At 63.9% G+C, this 20,170-nt stretch carries 21 protein-coding genes and 1 pseudogene; 3 read left to right on the forward strand and 19 right to left on the reverse strand.

The features are described 5' to 3' along the window. Nucleotides 1-1,028: acyl-CoA carboxylase subunit beta (locus YY7_RS0140365; protein WP_028168127.1), on the reverse strand; the 1,028-nt coding region annotated here is incomplete at its 3' end. Nucleotides 1,029-1,174: 146 nt separating this feature from the next. Here YY7_RS0140365 and YY7_RS0140370 point away from each other — a divergent pair. After that, nucleotides 1,175-1,579 (forward strand): DUF4260 domain-containing protein, encoded by a 405-nt coding sequence (locus tag YY7_RS0140370; RefSeq protein ID WP_028168128.1) that lies wholly within the window; start codon nt 1,175-1,177, stop codon nt 1,577-1,579. 63 nt (nt 1,580-1,642) lie between these two features. Here the strand turns inward: YY7_RS0140370 and YY7_RS0140375 are convergent, their stop codons facing one another. From YY7_RS0140375 to YY7_RS0140405, 6 genes are all read right to left on the reverse strand, one after another. After that, the gene (locus YY7_RS0140375; RefSeq protein WP_028168129.1) at nt 1,643-2,296 is read right to left on the reverse strand and encodes a carboxymuconolactone decarboxylase family protein; all 654 of its coding nucleotides are present in this window, start codon (nt 2,294-2,296) and stop codon (nt 1,643-1,645) included. Between the two features lie 88 nt (nt 2,297-2,384). After that, nucleotides 2,385-3,203, reverse strand: a complete 819-nt coding sequence (gene blaOXA / locus YY7_RS0140380; protein WP_028168130.1) for a class D beta-lactamase — start codon at nt 3,201-3,203, stop codon at nt 2,385-2,387. Between the two features lie 68 nt (nt 3,204-3,271). Next, entirely contained in the window at nt 3,272-3,538 is a 267-nt protein-coding gene (locus tag YY7_RS0140385; RefSeq protein WP_028168131.1) for an EscU/YscU/HrcU family type III secretion system export apparatus switch protein, read from the reverse strand. Then, entirely contained in the window at nt 3,535-5,073 is a 1,539-nt protein-coding gene (locus YY7_RS0140390) for a flagellar hook-length control protein FliK (RefSeq protein WP_028168132.1), read from the reverse strand. The genes YY7_RS0140385 and YY7_RS0140390 overlap by 4 nt, the downstream gene beginning before the upstream one ends. A gap of 88 nt (nt 5,074-5,161) precedes the next feature. Continuing rightward, nucleotides 5,162-5,935 carry an ATP12 family chaperone protein gene (locus tag YY7_RS0140395; RefSeq protein ID WP_028168133.1) on the reverse strand — a complete coding sequence of 258 codons (774 nt, stop codon included), beginning with the start codon at nt 5,933-5,935 and terminating at the stop codon, nt 5,162-5,164. Between the two features lie 440 nt (nt 5,936-6,375). Next, nucleotides 6,376-7,581, reverse strand: a complete 1,206-nt coding sequence (locus YY7_RS0140405) for an RluA family pseudouridine synthase (RefSeq protein ID WP_028168135.1) — start codon at nt 7,579-7,581, stop codon at nt 6,376-6,378. Between the two features lie 316 nt (nt 7,582-7,897). Between YY7_RS0140405 and YY7_RS0140410 the strand changes: the two genes are divergently transcribed. Then, entirely contained in the window at nt 7,898-8,698 is an 801-nt protein-coding gene (locus YY7_RS0140410) for an LON peptidase substrate-binding domain-containing protein (protein ID WP_028168136.1), read from the forward strand. A gap of 21 nt (nt 8,699-8,719) precedes the next feature. Here the strand turns inward: YY7_RS0140410 and YY7_RS0140415 are convergent, their stop codons facing one another. From YY7_RS0140415 to YY7_RS0140425, 3 genes are all read right to left on the reverse strand, one after another. Beyond that, on the reverse strand, nt 8,720-10,057 hold the full coding sequence (locus YY7_RS0140415) for a replication-associated recombination protein A (protein WP_028168137.1): 1,338 nt from the start codon (nt 10,055-10,057) through the stop codon (nt 8,720-8,722). Continuing rightward, nucleotides 10,054-11,445 carry a DegQ family serine endoprotease gene (locus YY7_RS0140420; protein WP_028168138.1) on the reverse strand — a complete coding sequence of 464 codons (1,392 nt, stop codon included), beginning with the start codon at nt 11,443-11,445 and terminating at the stop codon, nt 10,054-10,056. The genes YY7_RS0140415 and YY7_RS0140420 overlap by 4 nt, the downstream gene beginning before the upstream one ends. 69 nt (nt 11,446-11,514) lie before the next feature. Beyond that, nucleotides 11,515-11,892 carry a winged helix-turn-helix transcriptional regulator gene (locus YY7_RS0140425; RefSeq protein WP_028168139.1) on the reverse strand — a complete coding sequence of 126 codons (378 nt, stop codon included), beginning with the start codon at nt 11,890-11,892 and terminating at the stop codon, nt 11,515-11,517. Between the two features lie 110 nt (nt 11,893-12,002). Here YY7_RS0140425 and YY7_RS54440 point away from each other — a divergent pair. Continuing rightward, nucleotides 12,003-13,016: pseudogene (locus YY7_RS54440) on the forward strand (zinc-binding alcohol dehydrogenase family protein). Nucleotides 13,017-13,136: 120 nt separating this feature from the next. On the opposite strand, the gene YY7_RS0140435 reads toward YY7_RS54440, so the two are convergent. From YY7_RS0140435 to rpmD, 9 genes are all read right to left on the reverse strand, one after another. After that, on the reverse strand, nt 13,137-13,928 hold the full coding sequence (locus tag YY7_RS0140435) for an SDR family NAD(P)-dependent oxidoreductase (protein WP_028168140.1): 792 nt from the start codon (nt 13,926-13,928) through the stop codon (nt 13,137-13,139). A gap of 285 nt (nt 13,929-14,213) precedes the next feature. After that, nucleotides 14,214-14,630 carry a 50S ribosomal protein L17 gene (gene rplQ, locus YY7_RS0140440; protein WP_028168141.1) on the reverse strand — a complete coding sequence of 139 codons (417 nt, stop codon included), beginning with the start codon at nt 14,628-14,630 and terminating at the stop codon, nt 14,214-14,216. Between the two features lie 193 nt (nt 14,631-14,823). Further along, complete coding sequence (locus YY7_RS0140445; RefSeq protein WP_035692244.1) at nt 14,824-15,855, reverse strand: DNA-directed RNA polymerase subunit alpha; 1,032 nt, start codon at nt 15,853-15,855, stop codon at nt 14,824-14,826. 111 nt (nt 15,856-15,966) lie between these two features. Continuing rightward, nucleotides 15,967-16,356: a 30S ribosomal protein S11 gene (rpsK, locus tag YY7_RS0140450; protein ID WP_006021048.1), complete on the reverse strand. Its 390-nt coding sequence runs from the start codon at nt 16,354-16,356 to the stop codon at nt 15,967-15,969. Between the two features lie 114 nt (nt 16,357-16,470). Continuing rightward, nucleotides 16,471-16,839: a 30S ribosomal protein S13 gene (rpsM, locus tag YY7_RS0140455; RefSeq protein ID WP_028168143.1), complete on the reverse strand. Its 369-nt coding sequence runs from the start codon at nt 16,837-16,839 to the stop codon at nt 16,471-16,473. Between the two features lie 187 nt (nt 16,840-17,026). Further along, nucleotides 17,027-17,908, reverse strand: a complete 882-nt coding sequence (locus YY7_RS0140460) for an adenylate kinase (RefSeq protein WP_028168144.1) — start codon at nt 17,906-17,908, stop codon at nt 17,027-17,029. 79 nt (nt 17,909-17,987) lie between these two features. After that, nucleotides 17,988-19,319 (reverse strand): preprotein translocase subunit SecY, encoded by a 1,332-nt coding sequence (gene secY, locus YY7_RS0140465; RefSeq protein WP_028168145.1) that lies wholly within the window; start codon nt 19,317-19,319, stop codon nt 17,988-17,990. Nucleotides 19,320-19,459: 140 nt separating this feature from the next. Continuing rightward, nucleotides 19,460-19,948, reverse strand: coding sequence for a 50S ribosomal protein L15 (gene rplO, locus YY7_RS0140470; RefSeq protein WP_028168146.1), 489 nt, complete (start codon nt 19,946-19,948; stop codon nt 19,460-19,462). A gap of 20 nt (nt 19,949-19,968) precedes the next feature. Further along, on the reverse strand, nt 19,969-20,163 hold the full coding sequence (gene rpmD, locus YY7_RS0140475) for a 50S ribosomal protein L30 (RefSeq protein WP_028168147.1): 195 nt from the start codon (nt 20,161-20,163) through the stop codon (nt 19,969-19,971). Nucleotides 20,164-20,170 lie beyond the last annotated feature (7 nt).

Below are 20,170 nucleotides of genomic sequence, written 5' to 3' on the forward strand. Positions count from 1 at the left end.
CGCGCGGCCTTGCGTGACGCATCGCTGTCGAGCACACCGGCGAGCACCATCGGCTGGTTGGCGACAAAGCCCACGGTGCGGCCGGCGATGCGGCCGAAACCGGTGACGATGTTCTTGGCGAAGGTCTCGGAGATCTCGAAGAAGTCGCCCTCGTCCACGACCTTCAGGATCAATTCCTTCATGTCGTAGGGCTTGTTCGGATTGTCGGGGATCAGGGTGTCCAGGGACATGTCGACCCGGCCGATGTCGTCGAAGCTCGGCCACTCCGGCACGCCGTCGGTGTTGTTCGAGGGCAGGAAGTCGATCAGCCGGCGCATCTGCAACAGCGCGTCGACGTCGTTCTCGAACGCGCCGTCGGCGATCGAGGAGCGCGTCGCGTGCACCGAGGCGCCGCCGAGCTCCTCGGCGGTGACCACCTCGTTGGTCACGGTCTTCACCACGTCAGGACCGGTCACGAACATGTAGCTGGTGTTCTTCACCATGAAGATGAAATCGGTCATCGCCGGCGAGTAGACGTCGCCGCCGGCGCAGGGGCCCATGATGACGGAGATCTGCGGGATCACGCCGGAGGCGATGACGTTGCGGCGGAACACGTAGGAATAGCCGGCGAGCGCGGCGACGCCCTCCTGGATGCGGGCGCCGCCGGCGTCATAGAGGCCGATGATCGGCGCCCGCGCCTTCATCGCCATGTCCTGGAGTTTCGTGATCTTCAGCGCATGGGTCTCGGACAGCGAGCCGCCGAACACCGTGAAATCCTTGGCGAAGACGAAGGTCTTGCGGCCGTTGACGGTGCCCCAACCGGTGACGACACCGTCGCCGGGAACCCTGGTCTTCTCCATGCCGAATTCGGTCGAGCGGTGCTCGACGAACATGTCGAATTCCTCGAACGATCCCTTGTCGAGCAGCAGCTCGATGCGCTCCCGCGCCGTCAGCTTGCCGCGGGCATGCTGCGCCTCGATGCGCTTGACGCCGCCGCCCAACTTGGCGCCGGCGCGCCGCTCTTCGAGGGTGTCGAGGATATCTTTCATTTGCTTCCGCCCGCATTAGCTAGTGATTGGGTGCTGGAACCCGCGCGGGGTTCTAACACGGCATTTTCTGAACCGGAAACCACCTTCTTGCCCCGAATCCCGGGCACCGGCGGTATCTGATCAGCGCAAATTGGGGGAGAAAGACCATGGATAACACGGCAGCTGAGGCCGGCTCGGTCACGGGCGGCGTCCGCCTATTGCTCAGGCTGGAAGGCCTGACGCTGTTTGTGGGCATGACGGTGCTGTACGGGGTCTGGGGCGGCTCGTGGTGGGTCTACGCGATCCTGTTCCTGGCACCCGATTTGAGCTTCGCCGGCTATGCATTCGGCCCCAAGGAGGGCGCGGTCATCTACAATGCCGCCCACAGCTACATGGCGCCCGTGGCCCTGATGACCGTTGGCTTTGCGACCGCCGAGCCGCTGGTGCTCTCGATCGCAATGATCTGGCTCGCCCATATCGGCATCGACCGCGCGCTCGGCTACGGACTGAAATATCAGGCGGGATTCGGCTTCACTCACATGGGACGGATCGGAAGGGCGAAGTCGCCTTAGACTTGATCATCCGACGGCCGGGACAATCCCGGCCGTTCACCGCCTTCGTTCGCCGCCGCTCCATCACTCCCCTGCCTTGAACGGCTCCTCCTTGCCGGGCGGCACGGTCTCCTCCGCCATGGCAAGCATCATCGCGACCATGACATAGTTGCCGGCGACCGCGGTCAAATCCACGATCTGCTGATCGTTGAACACCTTCTTCGTCCGCGCATAGGTTTCGTCTGATACCTTCTTGGTGGTGGTGAGCTCAGTGACGAAGTCATAGACCGCGGCCTCATCCTCGGCCATGTGCGACGGCCGCTTGTTGGCTTTCAGCTCGGCAATGATGTCGCCCGACAGGCCTGCCTTGGCCGCGAGCGGTGCATGCGCGAACCATTCGACCTGCGAGCGCCATTGCCGGCCGATGATCAGGATTGCAAATTCATTCAGCTTGGTCGGGACCGAGGTCTGCCAGCGCAAATAATAGAACAGGTCGAACAGCCGCTGGCCGAGCACAGGGCTGCGGATCATCGGGTTGTAGGGGCCGCCGATGCCGACGCTCGAGACCTTCATGATCTGCTCGCCGAGCGGTCGCTGCTTTTCGTCGAGCTGGTCCATGGTGAGCTGCGGAAAGCGCGGCTCCTTGCTGGTCGCCGGCGCGGCAAACATCGTGGCCGCGAACCAGCCGCCGGCGGCGGCAAGTGTGAGCGACGAGAGCCAGACTGAAGCAGAATGCATGGTTTCCTCCGTACGATTTTTTCATTGTACGGAGATGTTAGTCTGGCGTTGATTTGCGCACCAGCCGGTGCGGGCGCGCATCAGCCCATCAATACGCTACGATGTCGGCGAGGCATTGCTGCGTCACCGTCATGCGGGCGGCGATGTGGCTCTCGTTCTTGCAGTCCATGTTCATCGCGAACACGGTGACGGAGGACCCCTTCTCGACCCAGCCGACCAGCCAGCCGAGCGAAGGCTTGCCGACCTCGGCGCCGACGAGGCCGCTCTTGGCGCGGATGGTGGCATCTCCCACCTTCGTCACCGGCAGGATGTCGCGCGTCAATTCCTGGGCGCGCTTGGAGACCGGCAACGTGCCGCGCCGCAGCCGGTCCACGAAATCGATCTGCTGCACCGGATCGATGCGCAGGTTTCCGGTCAGCCAGAACTGGTCGATGCCGCCGCCGATGTCTTGGTTGCCGTATTCGAGCAGATCGACATATTTCTTCATCCGCTCTTCGCCGATGCGCCGCGCGATCTCCTGATAGACCGGCACGGCGGAAACGGCGATCGCCGAGCGCAGCGTATGGTCCTTGTTCCACGCCTCGATGCTGCGCGTCACGCCATCCCACTTGAACACGTCCTTGTCGGGATCCTCGACCACGCCGGTGTCCAGCGCGATGATCGAGTTCGGGATCTTGAAGGTCGAGGCCGGCAGTTTACCCTCGCTTGACCTCCGCTTGTCGCTGGCGATGATCAGGTAGTCGTCGACCTTGTAGGCGACGAAGGTGCCCTCGGTGCCGAGCTCGAAGAAACGCCGCGCCAGGCTGTCGCGAAACTCGTTGCGCTGGTAGGACACGTTGGCGAGGCTGCGCGTCGGAAAAACGGACGCGGCGGTGAGAAGACCGAGCGCTTGGCGGCGATTGATCACGGCAGAACCTGATGGCTTGAGGAGCAGGCCATGATGGATGCCATCGTGATGAAACGATGGCAAGAACCTTACCGGGCGCGGCCCGAGAGGCGCAGCACGAACACCAGCACTTCAGCTACCGCCTTGTAGAGCTCGAGGGGGATCTCGTCGCCGAGCTCGACATTGGAAAGTGCGCCCGCCAGGACCTCGTTCTCCTCGATCGGGATGTCGTGTGCTTTCGCAAGCTCGATGATCTTGGCGCCAATCGCGCCCCTGCCCTTGGCAACCACCGTCGGCGCACCGCCGTGGTCGTAATGCAGGGCGACCGCGAGCTGGCTCTTGGTCTCGACGATCATAGCGCGCGGTCCAGGAAATGGCCGGCGCGAGCCGGTGCTGCCTGCGGCGGGGCGCCGTCCTGGATCACGATGTCACCGGGCAGAAGCTCGGCCCGGCTCAGCGCCTGGCTCAACTGCGGGGCGCCGGCGCGAAGCTGCGCGGCGGTCGCCGGGCGTTCCGCCCACATCCGCACCGAAGTCTTGTCGCCGATGAGCGAGATCAGCGCGTGGATCGGGCCCGCCGGTTCGACATCGAGCGAGAAACGCGCCCGCCAGATGCGCCTTGCGGCCTCGGCCTCAACACCGGCGCCGCCGTCGCGGGAAATCTCGAACTGGGCCATCGCCGTGCCCTGTGGCGTCGCGAACGGGATTTCGAACTGCCAGCGCGGCGACGAGGTATCGATCTGTGGGTTCGCGGGATCGATGCGGTCCGGCAGGGACGCCACCTGCAGCAGCGTCTGCCGCGCCAACGCGGCATCAGTGGCGCCAAGCAGATGATGAGCGACGGCGGCGAGCGGCATATCCGGCGCCACGGATGGCGAGGCGACGGGCTGGGCGGTCGGCAGCGCGCCTCGGAACGGCGGTGGCGGCGTGTTGGTGTGAACGGTGACATCGGTCGCGATGTCAGTGAGACGCGCGGAATTGCCGAGTTCCTGCAGCAGATTCAGCGTCGCACCGGCGGAGGGGCCCGCATTCGATGGGCCTCGGCCGAGGCTGCCCGGCATCACCAGGTCGTCAGCGACCGGAAGGCGCGCCTGCGGCAGCAGGATTTCCTCGACCTCGATATCGGGTGGCACGAGATTTTGGGTGAGTACGGGATGGGCCGCGGCCTGTCCCTGGGCGGTGGCGGCCGATGGCGCCGGATTCGCCGTGCCGAGCGACGACTGTAGGGTCTGCCGCAGCACGATCAGCGCGGCCTTCAGATCGGGGGCGCCCGCGGCCGACGATGCGGTGCCGGCGGCCAGCGACGCCTCGAAGAACAGGCCAGAGCGCTCGAACGCCGTCTTGATATCGCCACCGTCAAGGTTCTGGTCGAGACGGGTCTGCTGCGTCAGCACTTGCGCAATCGCCTGCTGCAGCCTCGGCGGAAGGTTGCCAGCGGCGGCCAGCGCGCCGAGATTGGCAAACAGCGGCGCCAGGCTCTGCTGCACCGTCGCTGCATTTTGCGTAGCGTTGGCGACGGCCGCGCGCTCTACCGGCGTGAGCACGTTCCTGGACTGGGTCGTGGTCGAGGGATTGGCGGCGGCGAGCTGCGCGTTGGGCGATAGCGTCACCGCGTCGTCGGCGGCGGCATCGCCCTGCCCGAGCATCGCAAGACGGATCCCGTCTTTGGTCTGGGACACTGCGAGCTGCAGCGCCTGACCTTCCTTCAAGGGAACTTCCGAGAGCACGTCGATCGACAGGCTCGAGATCGCGATCCGCACCAGGTCGGCGGAGAGCACCTTCAGCACCTGCGCATTGATCACGCTTCCCGGCTGCAGAACGAGATCGGGCGCGACGCTGCCCACCTCCTTGGCGGAAAGCACCGGCAGCACGGGATTGATGGTCAGCGCCATGTGGGAGGTCTCGGCTTGAGAGCTAAAGGCTAGCTCCGCGCCGTAAACCTCCCGTTAACTTAGCAGGTGGAGGCTGCGGTAAAGGAACTCAGTTCAGCGTCTTCAGGATGCTGGCGGCCGCATTGAAATCGACCAGCCGTGCGGCGCGGCGCGCGGCGACCTCCTCGTCCACGCCCCATTGCTCGACGTTCCAGTCCTCGTCGACATGCGCAGCGGTCCAGATCTGGGCGGCGTCGCGAAAACCGTGGGTCAACGCCAGCGCAAGCAATGCAGATCCGGTGAGCGTCGTCACCACATGCAACGCCGCCACCGACCATGGATCGCTCGGAAACGCCTCGCGCGCGGCTTTGATCGCGCTTTCCGGCTGGGCGACGTGCACGATCCCCTCCGCGAGGATGAAATGCGCGCCGAGCGTATCCGCGGCCCAGAACACGATCGGGTCCCAATGCTCGGCCTCGCGGGCGACCAGCGCCTCCGGATGGCCGGCGCGATAGAACAACAGATCCGAGCCGAGATATTTCGCGACATCGTCCGCGACCACGTCGACGCGATCGACCACGCCTTCGATGACGCTGTTGGCAAAGCGCGTCAGCGGCATGGTCAGCGGATCGATCGTCTCTCCTTGCGCGTTCCACTCGGCAGCGACGGCGTCCGCGATTGCGCGCGCGGGCACCGTCACCTTCTTTCCCGATGGCGTACGGATCGGCCGGCCGTCGAGCGTCACGGCAAAGCCGCCCTCGTCTTCTGCGACATCGGCGCCTTTATAGAAGCGCTTGCGCTGCGGCGCGCGCACGTTGCGGCGTGCTGCCTCCTGCGGATCCAGCGGGGATTGTCCCGCCTCTTCATCGAACATTTCGCGCATGCAAGCTTCCGTTGGGCTTCGTCTGCTAGCAGGATAAGGCAGGCGCCGCGGCAAATAAAGCTGGCCAGATCAGCAGTCAGTCACGGGCGGCGCAACTGCGCGAATAGGCGGCGCGATCGGCAGGATCCAGGCCAGCAGCCGCGCCCTCGTCGAGGCAGCCTCTGACACGGTCGCTGAATGATCTGCGGGTCGACGCGCGGGGACTTGGCAGTGGCTGCAACTGAGCTTCTGGTTCGCCGCGCATCATCGGCGTCGTCGGCGCCACAATCTTTGGGGGCGGCGGCGGCGAGGGAGGCGGCGGAAGCAGGTTCGGGTTACTGCCAGGCGCAATGAACTGTGCTGACGCAGGGGGCGCTGCGAGCAGCAAGGCAAGCACGAGCAAGAGCGCAGAATGCTTCATACCGCATATGTTGGAACGCCCCGGCGAAACCGCAAATAAATTATTCTTCAGGCGCGTTCTCGATCGGGTCGAACCGGCTGGTGTCAAGCCCCAGCAGGTTCCAGGATTGCTGCATGTGCGGAGGCAAAGGCGCGCTAACGTCGATGACGCCGCCGCGCGGATGCGGAATCACGATGCGGCGCGCAAGCAGATGCAGCCTGTTCTGCAACCCGCCCGGAAGTTCCCAATTCTCACGATTGAAATATTTGGGATCGCCCACGATGGCGTGACCAATATGCGCCATATGCGCGCGCAACTGGTGGGTGCGTCCCGTGACCGGCTTCAGCGATACCCACCCCAACTTCTGCGCCGCGGTTTCGACCACCGCGTAATAGGTCACGGCGTGGCTTGCGCCCTCGTCGCCATGGGCGGCGATCCGCATGATCGTGTCGTCCTCGCCCTCCTCTTTCGCAAGATAGGTCGAGATGCGCCCCTGCTTCGGCTTCGGCACGCCGGCAACCAGCGCCCAATAGATCTTGCGCGCCGAGCGCGAACGAAACGCGCCAGTGAGATGCGTCGCGGCAAAGCGCGTTTTCGCAACCAGGAGACAGCCCGAGGTCTCCTTGTCGATCCGGTGCACCAGGCGCGGCTTCTGGCCCTTGGCGTCGCGCATCACTTCCAGCATCTGGTCGATATGGCGCGTGGTGCCGGAGCCGCCCTGCACGGCAAGCCCGGCGGGCTTGTTCAGGACCAGCACGTCGGCGTCCTCGAACAGCGTCATCTCCTTCAGCGCGGCAAGTGTCTTCGTCGCGGCCTCGGAGAGCTGACCAACCACCTTCGGGGCATCGAGCTTCAACGGCGGAATGCGTACGCTCTGTCCCTCCTCCAACCGATCCTTGCTGTCGGCGCGCTTGCCGTTGACGCGCAGCTCGCCCTTTCGAACGATGCGCTGGATATGGGAGAACGACAGCCCGGGAAACCGCGCCTCGAGAAACCGGTCGACGCGCATGTTGTTCTCGTCGGCGGTCACGGTGACCGTCTGGACCTTTGTCGGCAACGGCAGCTCGGCGGCAGCTTTCGCGGGCTCTGCTGCAACGGGCGGGGCCGATTTCTCCCGCCGCGGCTGGGCAAAGCGCGGCGGCTTTGCGCCCGCGCGGTGCATCGGCGGCCGATCGCCCTCGTGACGATTGCGAAAGGGCCGCGCGCCCTTCGGGCGATCACCACGATCGCCCGATTTTGACAATGGTCTCTTGACGCGGCGGCTCATGCTGTTTCGGCTCCAGAGGTCGAGTGTTGCGTAGCGCAAATGCGGCTGGCCGTCACGGCGAAATCGCCGCAAATCCCGCGCAAAACCTTCAAAAGTGACGTCGGTTTGACGAGACGCGTGCAACGAGCCGCCTATACTCGTTGACAGTGTCGGGAACGCCATGCATATTTTCTGCGGGTGGATACGACCCGCTGCTTGCGCCCGAACAGGGTATGGTGAACGTATCGAGCCGCTTCCGGCTTCCTTTGCCCCGGCGAACGAGTCAGCAACGCAAGCACCTGACGATTTCTCGTTCGCTTACAGCAGAGGACGATCCATGCGCGATTTCCGCGATGCCAAGGCCATGGCGCAGACGCTGCGCGATGCGCTCAAGACCAAATCGATTTCCGTCAGCCACAGCGAGAGCCTTGAACTGGTCGCCAAGACCCTGGGCTTTCACGACTGGAACGTGCTGTCGGCGGCCATCCAGTCAAGCCAGCCGGTTGCCGCGCACAGCAAGAGCCCCCCTGCCCCATCGCTCAACGGTGGCACCGTGATCCCCGTCGCGCCGATGCGGGACATCGTATTCTTCCCGCAGTTGATCTCCCCGATGTTCGTCGGACGCGAGAAGACGCGGCGCGCGGTCGAGAGCGCGGCCGCCAATGACGGGCGTATCGTCGTGATTACCCAGCGGCGCGCCGAAGACGACGATCCGGATTTCGAGGCGCTTTATTCGGTCGGCGTCGTTGCCGATATCATGAACCGTGTCGAATTGCCGAATGGAAACCAGAAGGTAAGGGTTTCCTGCGGCAAGCGCGTCGCCGTCCTCAGACCCGCAGCGGCCGATTTCCTCGCGGCCGAGGTCGTGCCGCTCGAAGAGGTGCGCACACTTGATACAGAGGCTTTCGCGTTGACGAGTGAAATCTTCGAGGCGTATCGGAGCTCCACCAACACGGTGCCGCCGCAATCGCTCTATCGCTATGCCGGCGAGCCAGGCGTGCTTGCCGACGTCGTCGTCCAGCTCCTGGAGGTCGGCGTCGAAAAGATGCAACAGGCTCTGGAAATCCGGGATGTGGTCGCAAGGCTCGAAACCATCCTCGGCTGGATGCGCGCCGGCGCGCCCGCCAAGACGAGCTAGCGATTTGAGAGTCGGGGCGGTCTATGTGCCGCCCCGCTCCTTCCTGAGCCTTGCCCAATAGTCCAGCCGCTTGCGGATTTCGCGCTCGAAGCCGCGGTCGGGCGGATCGTAAAAGGTCTGGCGGCCCAAGGCTTCCGGAAAGTAGTCCTGGCCGGAGAAGGCGTCGGGCGCATCGTGGTCGTACTGGTAGCCGGCGCCGTAGCCTTCCGACTTCATCAATTTGGTCGGGGAGTTCAGGATGTGCTTGGGCGGAAGCAGTGAGCCCCCCTCCTTCGCGACCTGCTTCGCCGCACCGAATGCGGTGTAGACGGCATTCGATTTCGGCGCGGTGGCGACATAGACCACGGCCTGCGCGATCGCGAGTTCGCCCTCGGGCGAGCCGAGAAAATCATAGGCGTCCTTGGCGGCATTGGCGATCACCAGCGCCTGCGGATCGGCAAGGCCGATGTCCTCCACGGCCATGCGTACCACACGCCGCGCCAGGAACAGCGGATCCTCGCCGGCATCGAGCATGCGCGCGAAGTAATACAACGCCGCGTCCGGATCAGAGCCGCGCACTGATTTATGCAGCGCCGAGATCAGGTTGTAATGGCCGTCGGCGGATTTGTCGTAGATCGGCGCGCGGCGCTGCAGGATGTCCTGCAACTGGGCGGGCGTGAAAACCTCGTCCTTCCGCGCAGAGCGCCAGACCTCTTCGGCCAGTGTCAGCGCGGCGCGGCCATCGCCGTCGGCCATCCGCACCAGCACGGCGCGCGCCTCCGCATCCAGCGGCAGCTTCCTGCCCTCGACCTCTTCGGCATGGGCGTAGAGCTTTTCGATCGCTTCGGTATCGAGCGAATGGAACACCAGCACGCGTGCCCGCGACAGGAGCGCGGCGTTGAGCTCGAAGGACGGATTCTCGGTGGTCGCGCCGACCAGCACCACCGTGCCGTCTTCCATCACGGGCAGAAAGGAATCCTGCTGGGCGCGGTTGAAGCGGTGGACCTCGTCGACGAACAACAGCGTGCCCTTGCCGGTCTCGCGCCGCGCGCGCGCCGCGTCGAACGCCTTCTTCAGATCGGCGACGCCGGAAAACACCGCTGAAATCTGCTCGAAATGCAGTTCGGTCGCGTCGGCCAGAAGCCGCGCCACCGTGGTCTTGCCAGTGCCCGGCGGGCCCCAGAAGATCAGCGAGCCCAGCGTGCGCGTCTCCAGCATGCGCGTCAGCGCGCCATCGGGGCCGAGGATGTGATCCTGGCCGACGACGTCGGAAAGCTGGTGCGGACGGAGCCGATCGGGGAGCGGACGCGGCGCATCCTGCTCCATCCCTGCCGCGGCAAAGAGATTGGTGCTGGGTTCGCGCTGACGCTTCGCGTTCATCCGCCGAGCGTCACGTTGATCTGCTGGCCGCCGCGCACCAGGGTGATGCGCCAGATCCGCGACGTCGCTTTCGAGGCCTTCTCGAGATCGCCGGTGCGCGCGATCTTCTGGTTGTTGACGGCAAGGATGATGTCTCCCTTCTGGAAGCCGACATTGGCGGCCGTGCCGTCATCGGCGAGATCGGTAACCACCACGCCTTCGACCCCGGCATCGAGATGCAGCTCGTCCGCAAGCGCCGGCGAGATGTTTGCCACCTTGGCGCCCTGGAACGGCGAGCGCGCGGTCAGCACGATCTCGTCGCGCCCCGTATCGGGTGCGGTCTCCAGCGGCACGGTGAGCTTGATGGTCTTGCCGCCGCGCTGCACGTCGACCTGGGCGGTGCCGCCGAGCGGACGGGTTGCAAAACGGTAGTCGAAGGCGTTGGGATCGTCGATGGTCTGGCCATCGATCGCAACGATCAGGTCCGACGGCTTCAGCCCCGCATGCGATGCCGGGCTGTTCGGCGCGACGTTCGCGACCAGCGCGCCGTTTGGCAGCTTCAGCCCTAGCGTCTCGGCGATGTCAGGCGTCACCGCCTGCAGCCGCGCGCCAAGCCATGGCCGCTTCACCGCCTTGCCGCCGCTCTTGGCGGAGGCCACCACAACACGCACCATGTTCGCGGGAATCGCAAAGCCGATGCCCTGCGAACCGCCGGAGCGCGAGAAGATCGCGGTGTTGATGCCGGCGAGCCGCCCGGTCATGTCGACCAGCGCGCCGCCGGAATTGCCGGGATTGATGGCCGCATCGGTCTGGATGAAGAACTGATAGTCGGTGATGCCGACTTGCGTGCGCGCGAGCGCCGAGATGATGCCATGCGTCACGGTCTGGCCGACGCCGAAGGGATTGCCGATCGCAAGCACGACGTCGCCGACCAAGAGTTCGTCGGAATTGGCGAAATCAAGCGTCGCGAATTTCTCTTTCGAGTCCTTCACGCGCAGCACCGCGAGGTCGGTGCGGCTGTCCTTGAGCACGATCTCGGCCTCGAACTCGCGCTTGTCGGCGAGCGAGATCTTCACCTGATCGGCGCCCTCGATGACGTGGTTGTTGGTGACGACGAGGCCGGAGGGATCGACCATCACGCCGGAGCCAAGCGAGCGCTGCATCTGCTCGGGCTGGCCGGGCACGCCGAAGAAGCGGCGGAAGATCGGGTCATCCAGGAACGGATTGCGGGTCTGCACCGTCTTGGCGGCGTAGACGTTGACGACCGCCGGCTGCACGCGCTGCACGATCGGCGCGTAGGACATTTTCAGCTCGGCCGGCGAAGACGGCACGCGGCGGTCCTGCGCCAGCGCCGGTGTCGCGGCGACAGCAGACATCAACAACAGGGCGGCTAGGCGAATGAGCATCATGCAAGAATCCCGGGAATTGGTCGTCTTGATATAGGCGTGAGCCAGTGGCGAGAGAAGCGATTGCTGCGTTCAGGCGGCGGTCTGCGCCGCTTCGATGGGATCGGGCGCGGGAGCACAGGACAGCTGCGCCCGGTGAGTCTCGCCCCATTGCTTGAGGATCTCGATCACCGGCCGCAGGCTCTCGCCGACGTCGGACACGGTGTATTCGACCCGCGGCGGCACCTCGGCATAAACCTTGCGGATGATGAGCTTGTCCTCTTCAAGCGCACGGAGTTGCTTGGTCAGCATGCGCTGGGTGATGCCGGGCATCCGCCGCCGCAACTCGCCAAACCGCTGGGTCCCGGACAACAGATGGAACAGGATGACCCCCTTCCATTTGCCATCGATCAGGTCGAGCGTCGCCTCGACCGCGCAGCCCGGCCGATGGGCAAAATTCCGCCGTTTCATGGGCTTTCTTCCAATAGTATCCAAACAGGGACTAGTTCCCTGAATTTACCGTACTTGCCAACTGAGCGCCAGCGCGAGAGTTAGATCGGAGCCAGACAAGGGAGAAGGCAATGAAGGCCGTCGGATACAAGAAATCCCTGCCGATCGAGGACGCAGAATCGCTGTTCGATTTCGATGCCGCCAAACCGGAGCCCAAAGGGCGCGACATCCGGGTCGCGGTGAAGGCGATATCCGCCAATCCCGTCGACTACAAGGTGCGCAAACGCGCCGCCCCGCCCGAGGGCGAGGTCAAGATTCTGGGCTTCGACGCGGCCGGCGTAGTCGACGCTGTCGGCCCCGACGTCAGCCTGTTCAAGCGAGGGGACGAGGTCTTCTATGCGGGCTCGATCCTGCGTCAGGGCACCAATTCGGAATTCCATCTGGTCGATGAGCGGATCGTCGGCGCGAAACCGAAGACGCTGTCGTTCGCGCAGGCCGCCGCCCTGCCCCTGACCTCGATCACGGCCTGGGAACTGCTATTTGACCGGCTGGGCGCCGTGCCCGGCAAGAGCCTCGATCCGCGTACGCTGTTGATCGTCGGCGGCGCCGGCGGCGTCGGCTCGATCCTGATCCAGCTTGCGCGGCGGCTGACCGGCCTGACGGTGGTCGCGACCGCGACGCGGCCGGAGTCGCAGAAATGGTGCCTGGAGCTCGGCGCGCATGCGGTGGTCGATCATGGCAAACCGATGAAGGAGCAGATCGAGAAATTGAAGCTGCCGCCGGTCGGCCTCGTCGCCAGCCTCACCTATACCGACCAGCACTACAAGGCGATCGCCGACTTCATGGCGCCGCAGGGCAAGTAGGGCCTGATCGACGACCCGCCGGAATTCAATGTCAGTGCGTTCAAGGGCAAGGCGATCTCGGTGCACTGGGAATCGATGTTCACGCGCTCCTCGTTCCAGACGCCGGACATGATCGCACAGCATCATCTGCTGAACGATGTTGCCGACCTCATCGACAAGGGCGTATTGCGCACCACGCTCGCCGAGACGTTCGGCACCATCAACGCGGCCAATCTGAAGCGCGCGCATGCGCTGCTCGAAAGCGGCAAGTCGCGCGGCAAGATCGTGCTGGAGGGGTGGTAGGCGCACGCGTGTAGAGTGGGCAACGCGCAGCGTGCCCACCATCCCAAGCACGGCGTTACACGGTGGGCACGCTGCGCTTTGCCCACCCTACCACTCGCAGATAACGGAGCGCGAGCCCCCTCAGATGGTGTTGATGATACCGCCTTCGACGCGAAGCGCGGCGCCGTTGGTGGCGGAGGCCTCTTTCGACGAAACATAGACCACCATGTTGGCGATCTCGTCGACGCTGGCGAAGCGCTGCAGGAGCGAGGTCGGGCGGTGCTGCTTGACGAAGTTCGCAATCGCCTCGTCCTCCGGCTCTCCATTCTGCTTGGCGAGATCCTTGACGAAGGTGTCCACGCCTTCCGATAAGGTCGGCCCGGGCATCACCGAATTGACGGTCACCGCCGTGCCGCGGGTCAGCTCAGCGAGCCCGCGCGAGATCGAAAGCTGCGCGGTCTTGGTCATGCCGTACTGGATCATCTCCTTCGGAATGCTGAGCGCGGATTCGGAGGCGATGAAGACGATGCGGCCCCAGTTGCGCTTCAGCATGCCCTGCATATAGCCACGGGACAGGCGCACGCCTGACATCACGTTGACCTCGAAGAAGCGGGTCCAGTCCTCGTCTGGAATCTCGAAGAAGTTCTTCGGTTCGAAGATGCCGGCATTGTTGATGAGGATATCGACATCAGGCTGTGCCGATAGCAACGCTTCGCATCCCGCGGCCGTGGAAACGTCGGCGGCGATGCCGCGCACCTTGGCGCCTGCGACCGCCTTCTGAATCGCAGCGACGGCGGCATCGATCTTGGGCTGGTTGCGGCCGTTGACGATCACCTCCGCGCCGGTTGCCGCCAGGCCGCGGGCAATGGCCAGTCCAATGCCGGCAGTCGAGCCCGTGACGAGCGCGGTCTTTCCCGAAAGATCGATCTTCATGCTGTATCTCCGTAAATTCGATCACCGAGATATCGGGAGCCCGAGATACGGACGCAATTGCCTGATGCAGCATGGCTGACGTCGGGCCAACGTATCCGTGCAAAAATGAAAAGCGTCGCCGAGCGGAATCGTAGAATCGTAGGATGGGTAGAGCGCAGCGAAACCCATCGCGACCAAACAAGCCGAGCGAATGATGGGTTTCGCTGCGCTCTACCCATCTTACGGACCGAAATGAAAAAGCGGCGCTCGGTGGCGCCGCTTTCTGAAAACCAGGCCGGAGAAGGCTTACGCCGCCTCGGCTTCCTTTTCCTGCACCGGGCCGGAATCCTTGCCCTTGGCGTCGACATCGCGGTCGACGAACTCGATCACGGCCATCGCGGCGTTATCGCCGTAGCGGAAGCCGGCCTTGATGATGCGGGTGTAGCCGCCTTGACGATCCTTGTAGCGGGGCGCCAGCGTGTCGAACAGCTTCTTGACCATGTCGACGTCGCGCAGCTCCGAAATCGCCTGGCGGCGCAGCGCCAGCCCGCCCTTCTTGCCGAGCGTGACCAGCTTCTCGACGATCGGGCGCAGCTCCTTCGCCTTCGGCAGCGTGGTGACGATCTGCTCGTGCTTGATCAGGGCCGCAGCCATGTTGGCGAACATCGCCCGCCGATGCTCGGCCGTGCGATTGAGCTTCCGATGAACCCTTCCGTGACGCATGATCTATTCCTTAACTCTCTCTGCCACGACGGTTCGTCGGACATGTTTCCAGGTGGGCTTCCTGTGTTCGCCCCAGTCATTCCGGACGTCGCGAAGCGGCGATCCGGAATCTCGAGGTTCCGGTTCGATGCTCCCGCATCGCCCCGGAACGACGAAAACTCAGTAATGATCCCGGATCAGTAATGATCCCGGATCAGTAATGATCCTCGAAGCGCTTGGCGAGCTCGTCGATGTTCTCGGGCGGCCAGCCCGGCACTTCCATGCCGAGATGCAGCCCCATCTGGGCCAGCACTTCCTTGATCTCGTTCAGCGACTTGCGGCCGAAGTTCGGGGTGCGGAGCATTTCCGCTTCCGACTTCTGCACGAGGTCGCCGATATAGACGATGTTGTCGTTCTTCAGGCAGTTGGCCGAACGCACCGACAGTTCGAGCTCGTCGACCTTCTTGAGGAACGCCGGGTTGAAGGCGAGATCGGGGATGATCTCCTGGGCGACTTCCTTGCGCGGTTCCTCGAAATTGACGAACACGTTGAGCTGATCCTGCAGGATGCGCGCGGCATAGGCCACGGCATCATCCGGCGTGATCGCGCCGTTGGTCTCGATCGTCATCGTCAGCTTGTCGTAGTCGAGGATCTGGCCCTCGCGGGTGTTCTCGACCTTATAGGAGACCTTGCGGACCGGCGAGAACAGGCTGTCGACCGGAATCAGGCCGATCGGCGCGTCCTCGGGACGGTTGCGCTCGGCGGGCACATAACCCTTGCCGGTCGAGACCGTGAACTCCATGCGGATCTCGGCGCCATCATCCAGCGTGCAGAGCACGAGATCCGGATTGAGCACCACGACGTCGCCGACGGTCTGGATGTCGCCGGCGGTCACAACGCCCGGACCCTGCTTCTTCACGACCATCCGCTTGGGGCCTTCGCCCTGCATCTTGATCGAGATGTCCTTGATGTTGAGGACGATGTCGGTGACGTCTTCACGGACGCCCGCGATCGAGGAGAACTCGTGCAGCACGCCATCGATGTGCACTGACTGCACGGCAGCGCCCTGCAGCGAGGACAACAGGATGCGGCGCAGCGCGTTGCCGAGCGTCTGGCCGAAGCCGCGCTCAAGCGGCTCGGCGACAATGGTCGCAAACCGCGCGGCATCGGAGCCGGCCGTCACCTGCAGCTTGTTTGGTCGGATAAGTTCCTGCCAATTCTTCTGGATCGTCACTGTGTCACCCATTGGTGAGTCGATTTGGGCCAGTCGACATCAAATTACTGGCGTCGCGGATTAGTCCGCGCGGTCAATTCCAAAAACAATCGCGAGACGGCAAAGCCGCCCCGCGACCAACAATCAGACGCGCCGGCGCTTGCGCGGACGGCAACCATTGTGCGGGATCGTCGTCACGTCGCGGATCGAGGTGACGGTGAAGCCCGCGGCCTGCAGCGCGCGGAGCGCCGACTCGCGGCCCGAACCGGGACCGGCGACTTCGACTTCCAGCGTGCGCATGCCGTGTTCCTGCGCCTTCTTGGAAACGTCCTCCGCCGCGACCTGTGCGGCATACGGAGTCGACTTGCGCGACCCTTTAAAACCCATCGTGCCCGCGGAAGACCAGGCAATGGTGTTGCCCTGCGCGTCGGTGATGGTGATCGTGGTGTTGTTGAACGACGAATTCACATGCGCGATGCCGGAGGCGATGTTCTTGCGTTCGCGGCGGCGTACGCGGGTGGCTTCCTTGCCCATTCCAAACCTTTCCTATGATCTCAACGCCGCCGTAATGCCAGCGGCTACACCTCAAAACGCGAATGGCGCGTGGCGAATGATTCTCTTCGCCAACGCCAATCGCTATTCGCAAACTTACTTCTTCTTGCCGGCGATCGCCTTGGCCGGCCCCTTGCGCGTACGCGCATTGGTGTGGGTGCGCTGGCCGCGCACCGGCAGGCCACGGCGATGGCGCAGGCCGCGATAGCAGCCGAGGTCCATCAGCCGCTTGATGTTGATGCCGGTCTCGCGGCGAAGGTCGCCTTCCACAACGTAGTCGCGGTCGATCACTTCGCGGATCTGCAGCACTTCCTGGTCGGTGAGCTGGCTGACGCGACGGTCCAGCGGGATCTTGACCTTCTCCACGATGTCGGCCGCGTTCTTCTGGCCGATGCCATGGATGTACTGAAGCGCGATCAGCACGCGCTTGTTGGTTGGGATATTCACGCCGGCAATACGGGCCACGGCCTTCTCTCCTGTCGCCGATCCCCTGGGATCGGTGCTTCCTAGATCTCTGCTATCTCGGGCAGGTGTCCACAAACGCGAACACGACGCCCTCCCCTCGTTCCTTCGGGGCCCGGCATCGTCATAAAACTATCCGACTTGGATGCGAGGCTTATTAAAGGATTCATGTCGGTTTCGTCAACCGCTCCTAGCGCTTAGCTCGCTTTTTCGTGAGCTTTTTTGCGGGCCGTTTGGCGGCCTGCCTTACTGTCTTCTTGGCCTTGCCGACGCCCCTCGCCTTGGCGGCCTTTGAGACCGTTTTGCGGGCCTTCCGGGCCGAGGTGGCGGCCTTTTTGGTTCCCTTGCCGGCTCCCTCCTTGGCCTTGCCAGTCCCCTTGGCCTTGGCGGCCGCCTTCTTGGCAGGCGCCTTGGTTCCCTTCCGGGCGGTTCCAGACCCAGAACGCTTCGCCGGAGCGGCACGCCGTGCAGCCTTGGGTTCCGTGGCGCCGAGCGCTTCCAGGATCCGGTTGATCTCGCTCGTAACGTGCTCGATGGTCATCATGCCATCTACGGTAAGCAGCTTGCGGCGCTCGGAATAATAGTGAATCAGGGGTTCGGTCTGGGCGCGGTAGCTCGCCAGCCGCCTGGTCAGCACTTCCGGCGTATCGTCGGCGCGGACTTCCTCGCCGCGCGCCCGCGTCTCGGCAGCGCGCTTCTCTACCCGCTCGAGTAGCGCGCTCTCATTGACGCGAAGCTCGACCACAGCATCGAGCTTGAGGCGCTTCTTCTTCAAAAGCTCATCCAGCGCCTCGGCCTGCGGAACCGTGCGCGGAAAACCGTCGAGGATGAAGCCGTTTTTGGCATCGGGCTGATCGATCCGATCGGAGATGATGCCGACCACGATCTCGTCGGGCACCAGCCCGCCCGCGGCCATGATGTCCTTGGCCTGCAGCCCGATCGGCGTGCCGGCGGCAACCGCGGCGCGCAACATCTCGCCGGTCGAGAGCTGGACAATACCGTGCTTCTGAACCAGCCGCTGGGCCTGGGTCCCCTTGCCCGAGCCCGGCGGCCCCAAAAGGATCAATCTCATGAGTATTCGCCCCCCGGCTTGGTGAGCGCGATCCGCACACCCTTGGTTTTGACTTTTGCGCCGCCCGCGTTCCGCTCTATCAGCGGCGACGGCCCCTGAGCTTGGACTTTCTGATCAGCCCTTCATACTGATGGGCAAGCAGATAGCCCTGAACCTGTGCCACCGTATCCATGGTCACGCTGACCACGATCAGAAGCGAGGTACCGCCAAAGTAGAACGGCACGGAGGCGTAGGAAATCAGAATCTCCGGGATGAGACATACGATCGCAAGATAGATCGCACCAACCACCGTGATGCGCGACAGCACATAGTCGATATATTCCGCGGTGCGCTCGCCGGGCCGGATGCCGGGGATGAAGCCGCCATGCTTCTTCAGGTTGTCGGCAGTCTCGGTCGGGTTGAACACGATCGCCGTGTAGAAGAAGGCGAAGAACACGATCAGCGCCAGATAGAGGATCAGGAACAGCGGCCGGCCATGGCTGAGCTGGGTGGTGATCCATTGCATCCATTCCGGGCCCGAGCCGGCGTTGAAGTTCGCTACCGTGGTCGGAAGCAGCAGCAGCGAGGACGCGAAGATCGGCGGAATCACGCCCGAAGTATTGAGCTTGAGCGGCAGATGCGAGGACTGGCCCTCGAACATCTTGTTGCCGACCTGACGCTTCGGATACTGGATCAGGAGGCGGCGCTGCGCGCGCTCCATGAACACGATGAAGGCGATCACGGCGACCGCCATCACGATCACGACCAAGATCAGCCCGGTCGACATTGCGCCCTGGCGGCCGAGTTCGAGCATGTTGGCCAGCGCCGACGGCAGTTCCGCGACGATACCGGACAGAATGATCAGCGAAATGCCGTTGCCGATGCCGCGCGAGGTGATCTGCTCGCCGAGCCACATCAGGAACATGGTGCCGCCGGTCAGCGTGATCGCGGTCGAAAGGCGGAAGAACATGCCGGGGTCGGTGACGACGTTGCCGGCGCCCTCAAGCCCCACCGCGATGCCGTAGGACTGGAACGCGGCCAGGATCACGGTGAGATAGCGCGTGTACTGGTTCAGGATCTTGCGGCCGGCCTCGCCTTCCTTCTTCAGGGCCTCGAGCTGCGGCGAGACGGTGGTCAGGAGCTGGATGATGATCGATGCCGAGATGTACGGCATGATGTTCAGCGCGAAGATCGCCATGCGGTGGATGCCGCCACCGGCGAACATGTTGAACATGCCGAGGATGCCGCCGGCCTGGGAGCGGAACACCTGCTCCCACACGTTGGGGTCGATGCCGGGTAGCGGGATGTAGGTGCCGAGCCGATAAACAAGCAGCGCACCCAGCGTGAACCAGATGCGCTTCTTCAGCTCTTCGGCCTTGCCGAGCGCTGCGAAATTGAGGTTGGACGCGAGTTGTTCCGCTGCTGAGACCATGTTTCGGCTTTCTCCCGGAGCCCCCGCCGACGTCCCCGTGGGATCATCGGCGGACACCGGACATTATTTGGTGCTCGGCTTCGATAAGTCCAACGTTCTCTGCCGTCCCTGCCTGCGCGAGCCAGGCAATGACGCAGATGTTACGCCGCCTCGCCGTCTTCCTTCTTGGCGGGCGCCAGGATCTTCACCGTACCGCCGGCCTTCTCCACCGCCGCAATCGCGGACTTGGAGGCGCCATGCACCTCGATGTTGAGCTTGGCCGTGAGCTCGCCGCGGCCGAGTAGCCGCACGCCGTCCTTGGCGCGGCGCAGCACGCCCGACTTCACCAGCGCTTCCGCGTTCACGACCGCACCAGTGTCGATCTGCTTGGCGTCGACCGCCTGCTGCAGGCGGTCGAGATTAACTTCCGCAAAATCGAGCCTGAAGATGTTGTTGAACCCGCGCTTCGGCAGGCGGCGATGCAGCGGCATCTGGCCGCCTTCAAAGCCCTTGATGCGCACACCGGTACGCGCGGTCTGGCCTTTGCCGCCACGGCCGCCGGTCTTGCCCTTGCCCGAACCGATACCGCGGCCGATGCGCATGCGCTTCTTGCGCGAACCGGGATTGTCGGCGATCTCGCTGAGCTTCATCGCCCTTCTCCTTGTCTGTCTTAACCCTCGCCGACGACGCGGACGAGGTGTTGAACCTTGCTGATCATGCCGCGAACCTCAGGGGTGTCCTGATGCTCGGCAACCCGGCCGATCTTGTTGAGCTTGAGGCCGATCAGCGTCGAACGCTGCGAATGATGGCGGCGAATCGGGCTGCCGATCTGCTCGACCTTGATCGTCTTTGCGGCCTGGGCCATCTCTTAA

This window comes from Bradyrhizobium elkanii WSM2783 (assembly GCF_000472865.1).
GTDB lineage: Bacteria > Pseudomonadota > Alphaproteobacteria > Rhizobiales > Xanthobacteraceae > Bradyrhizobium > Bradyrhizobium elkanii_A.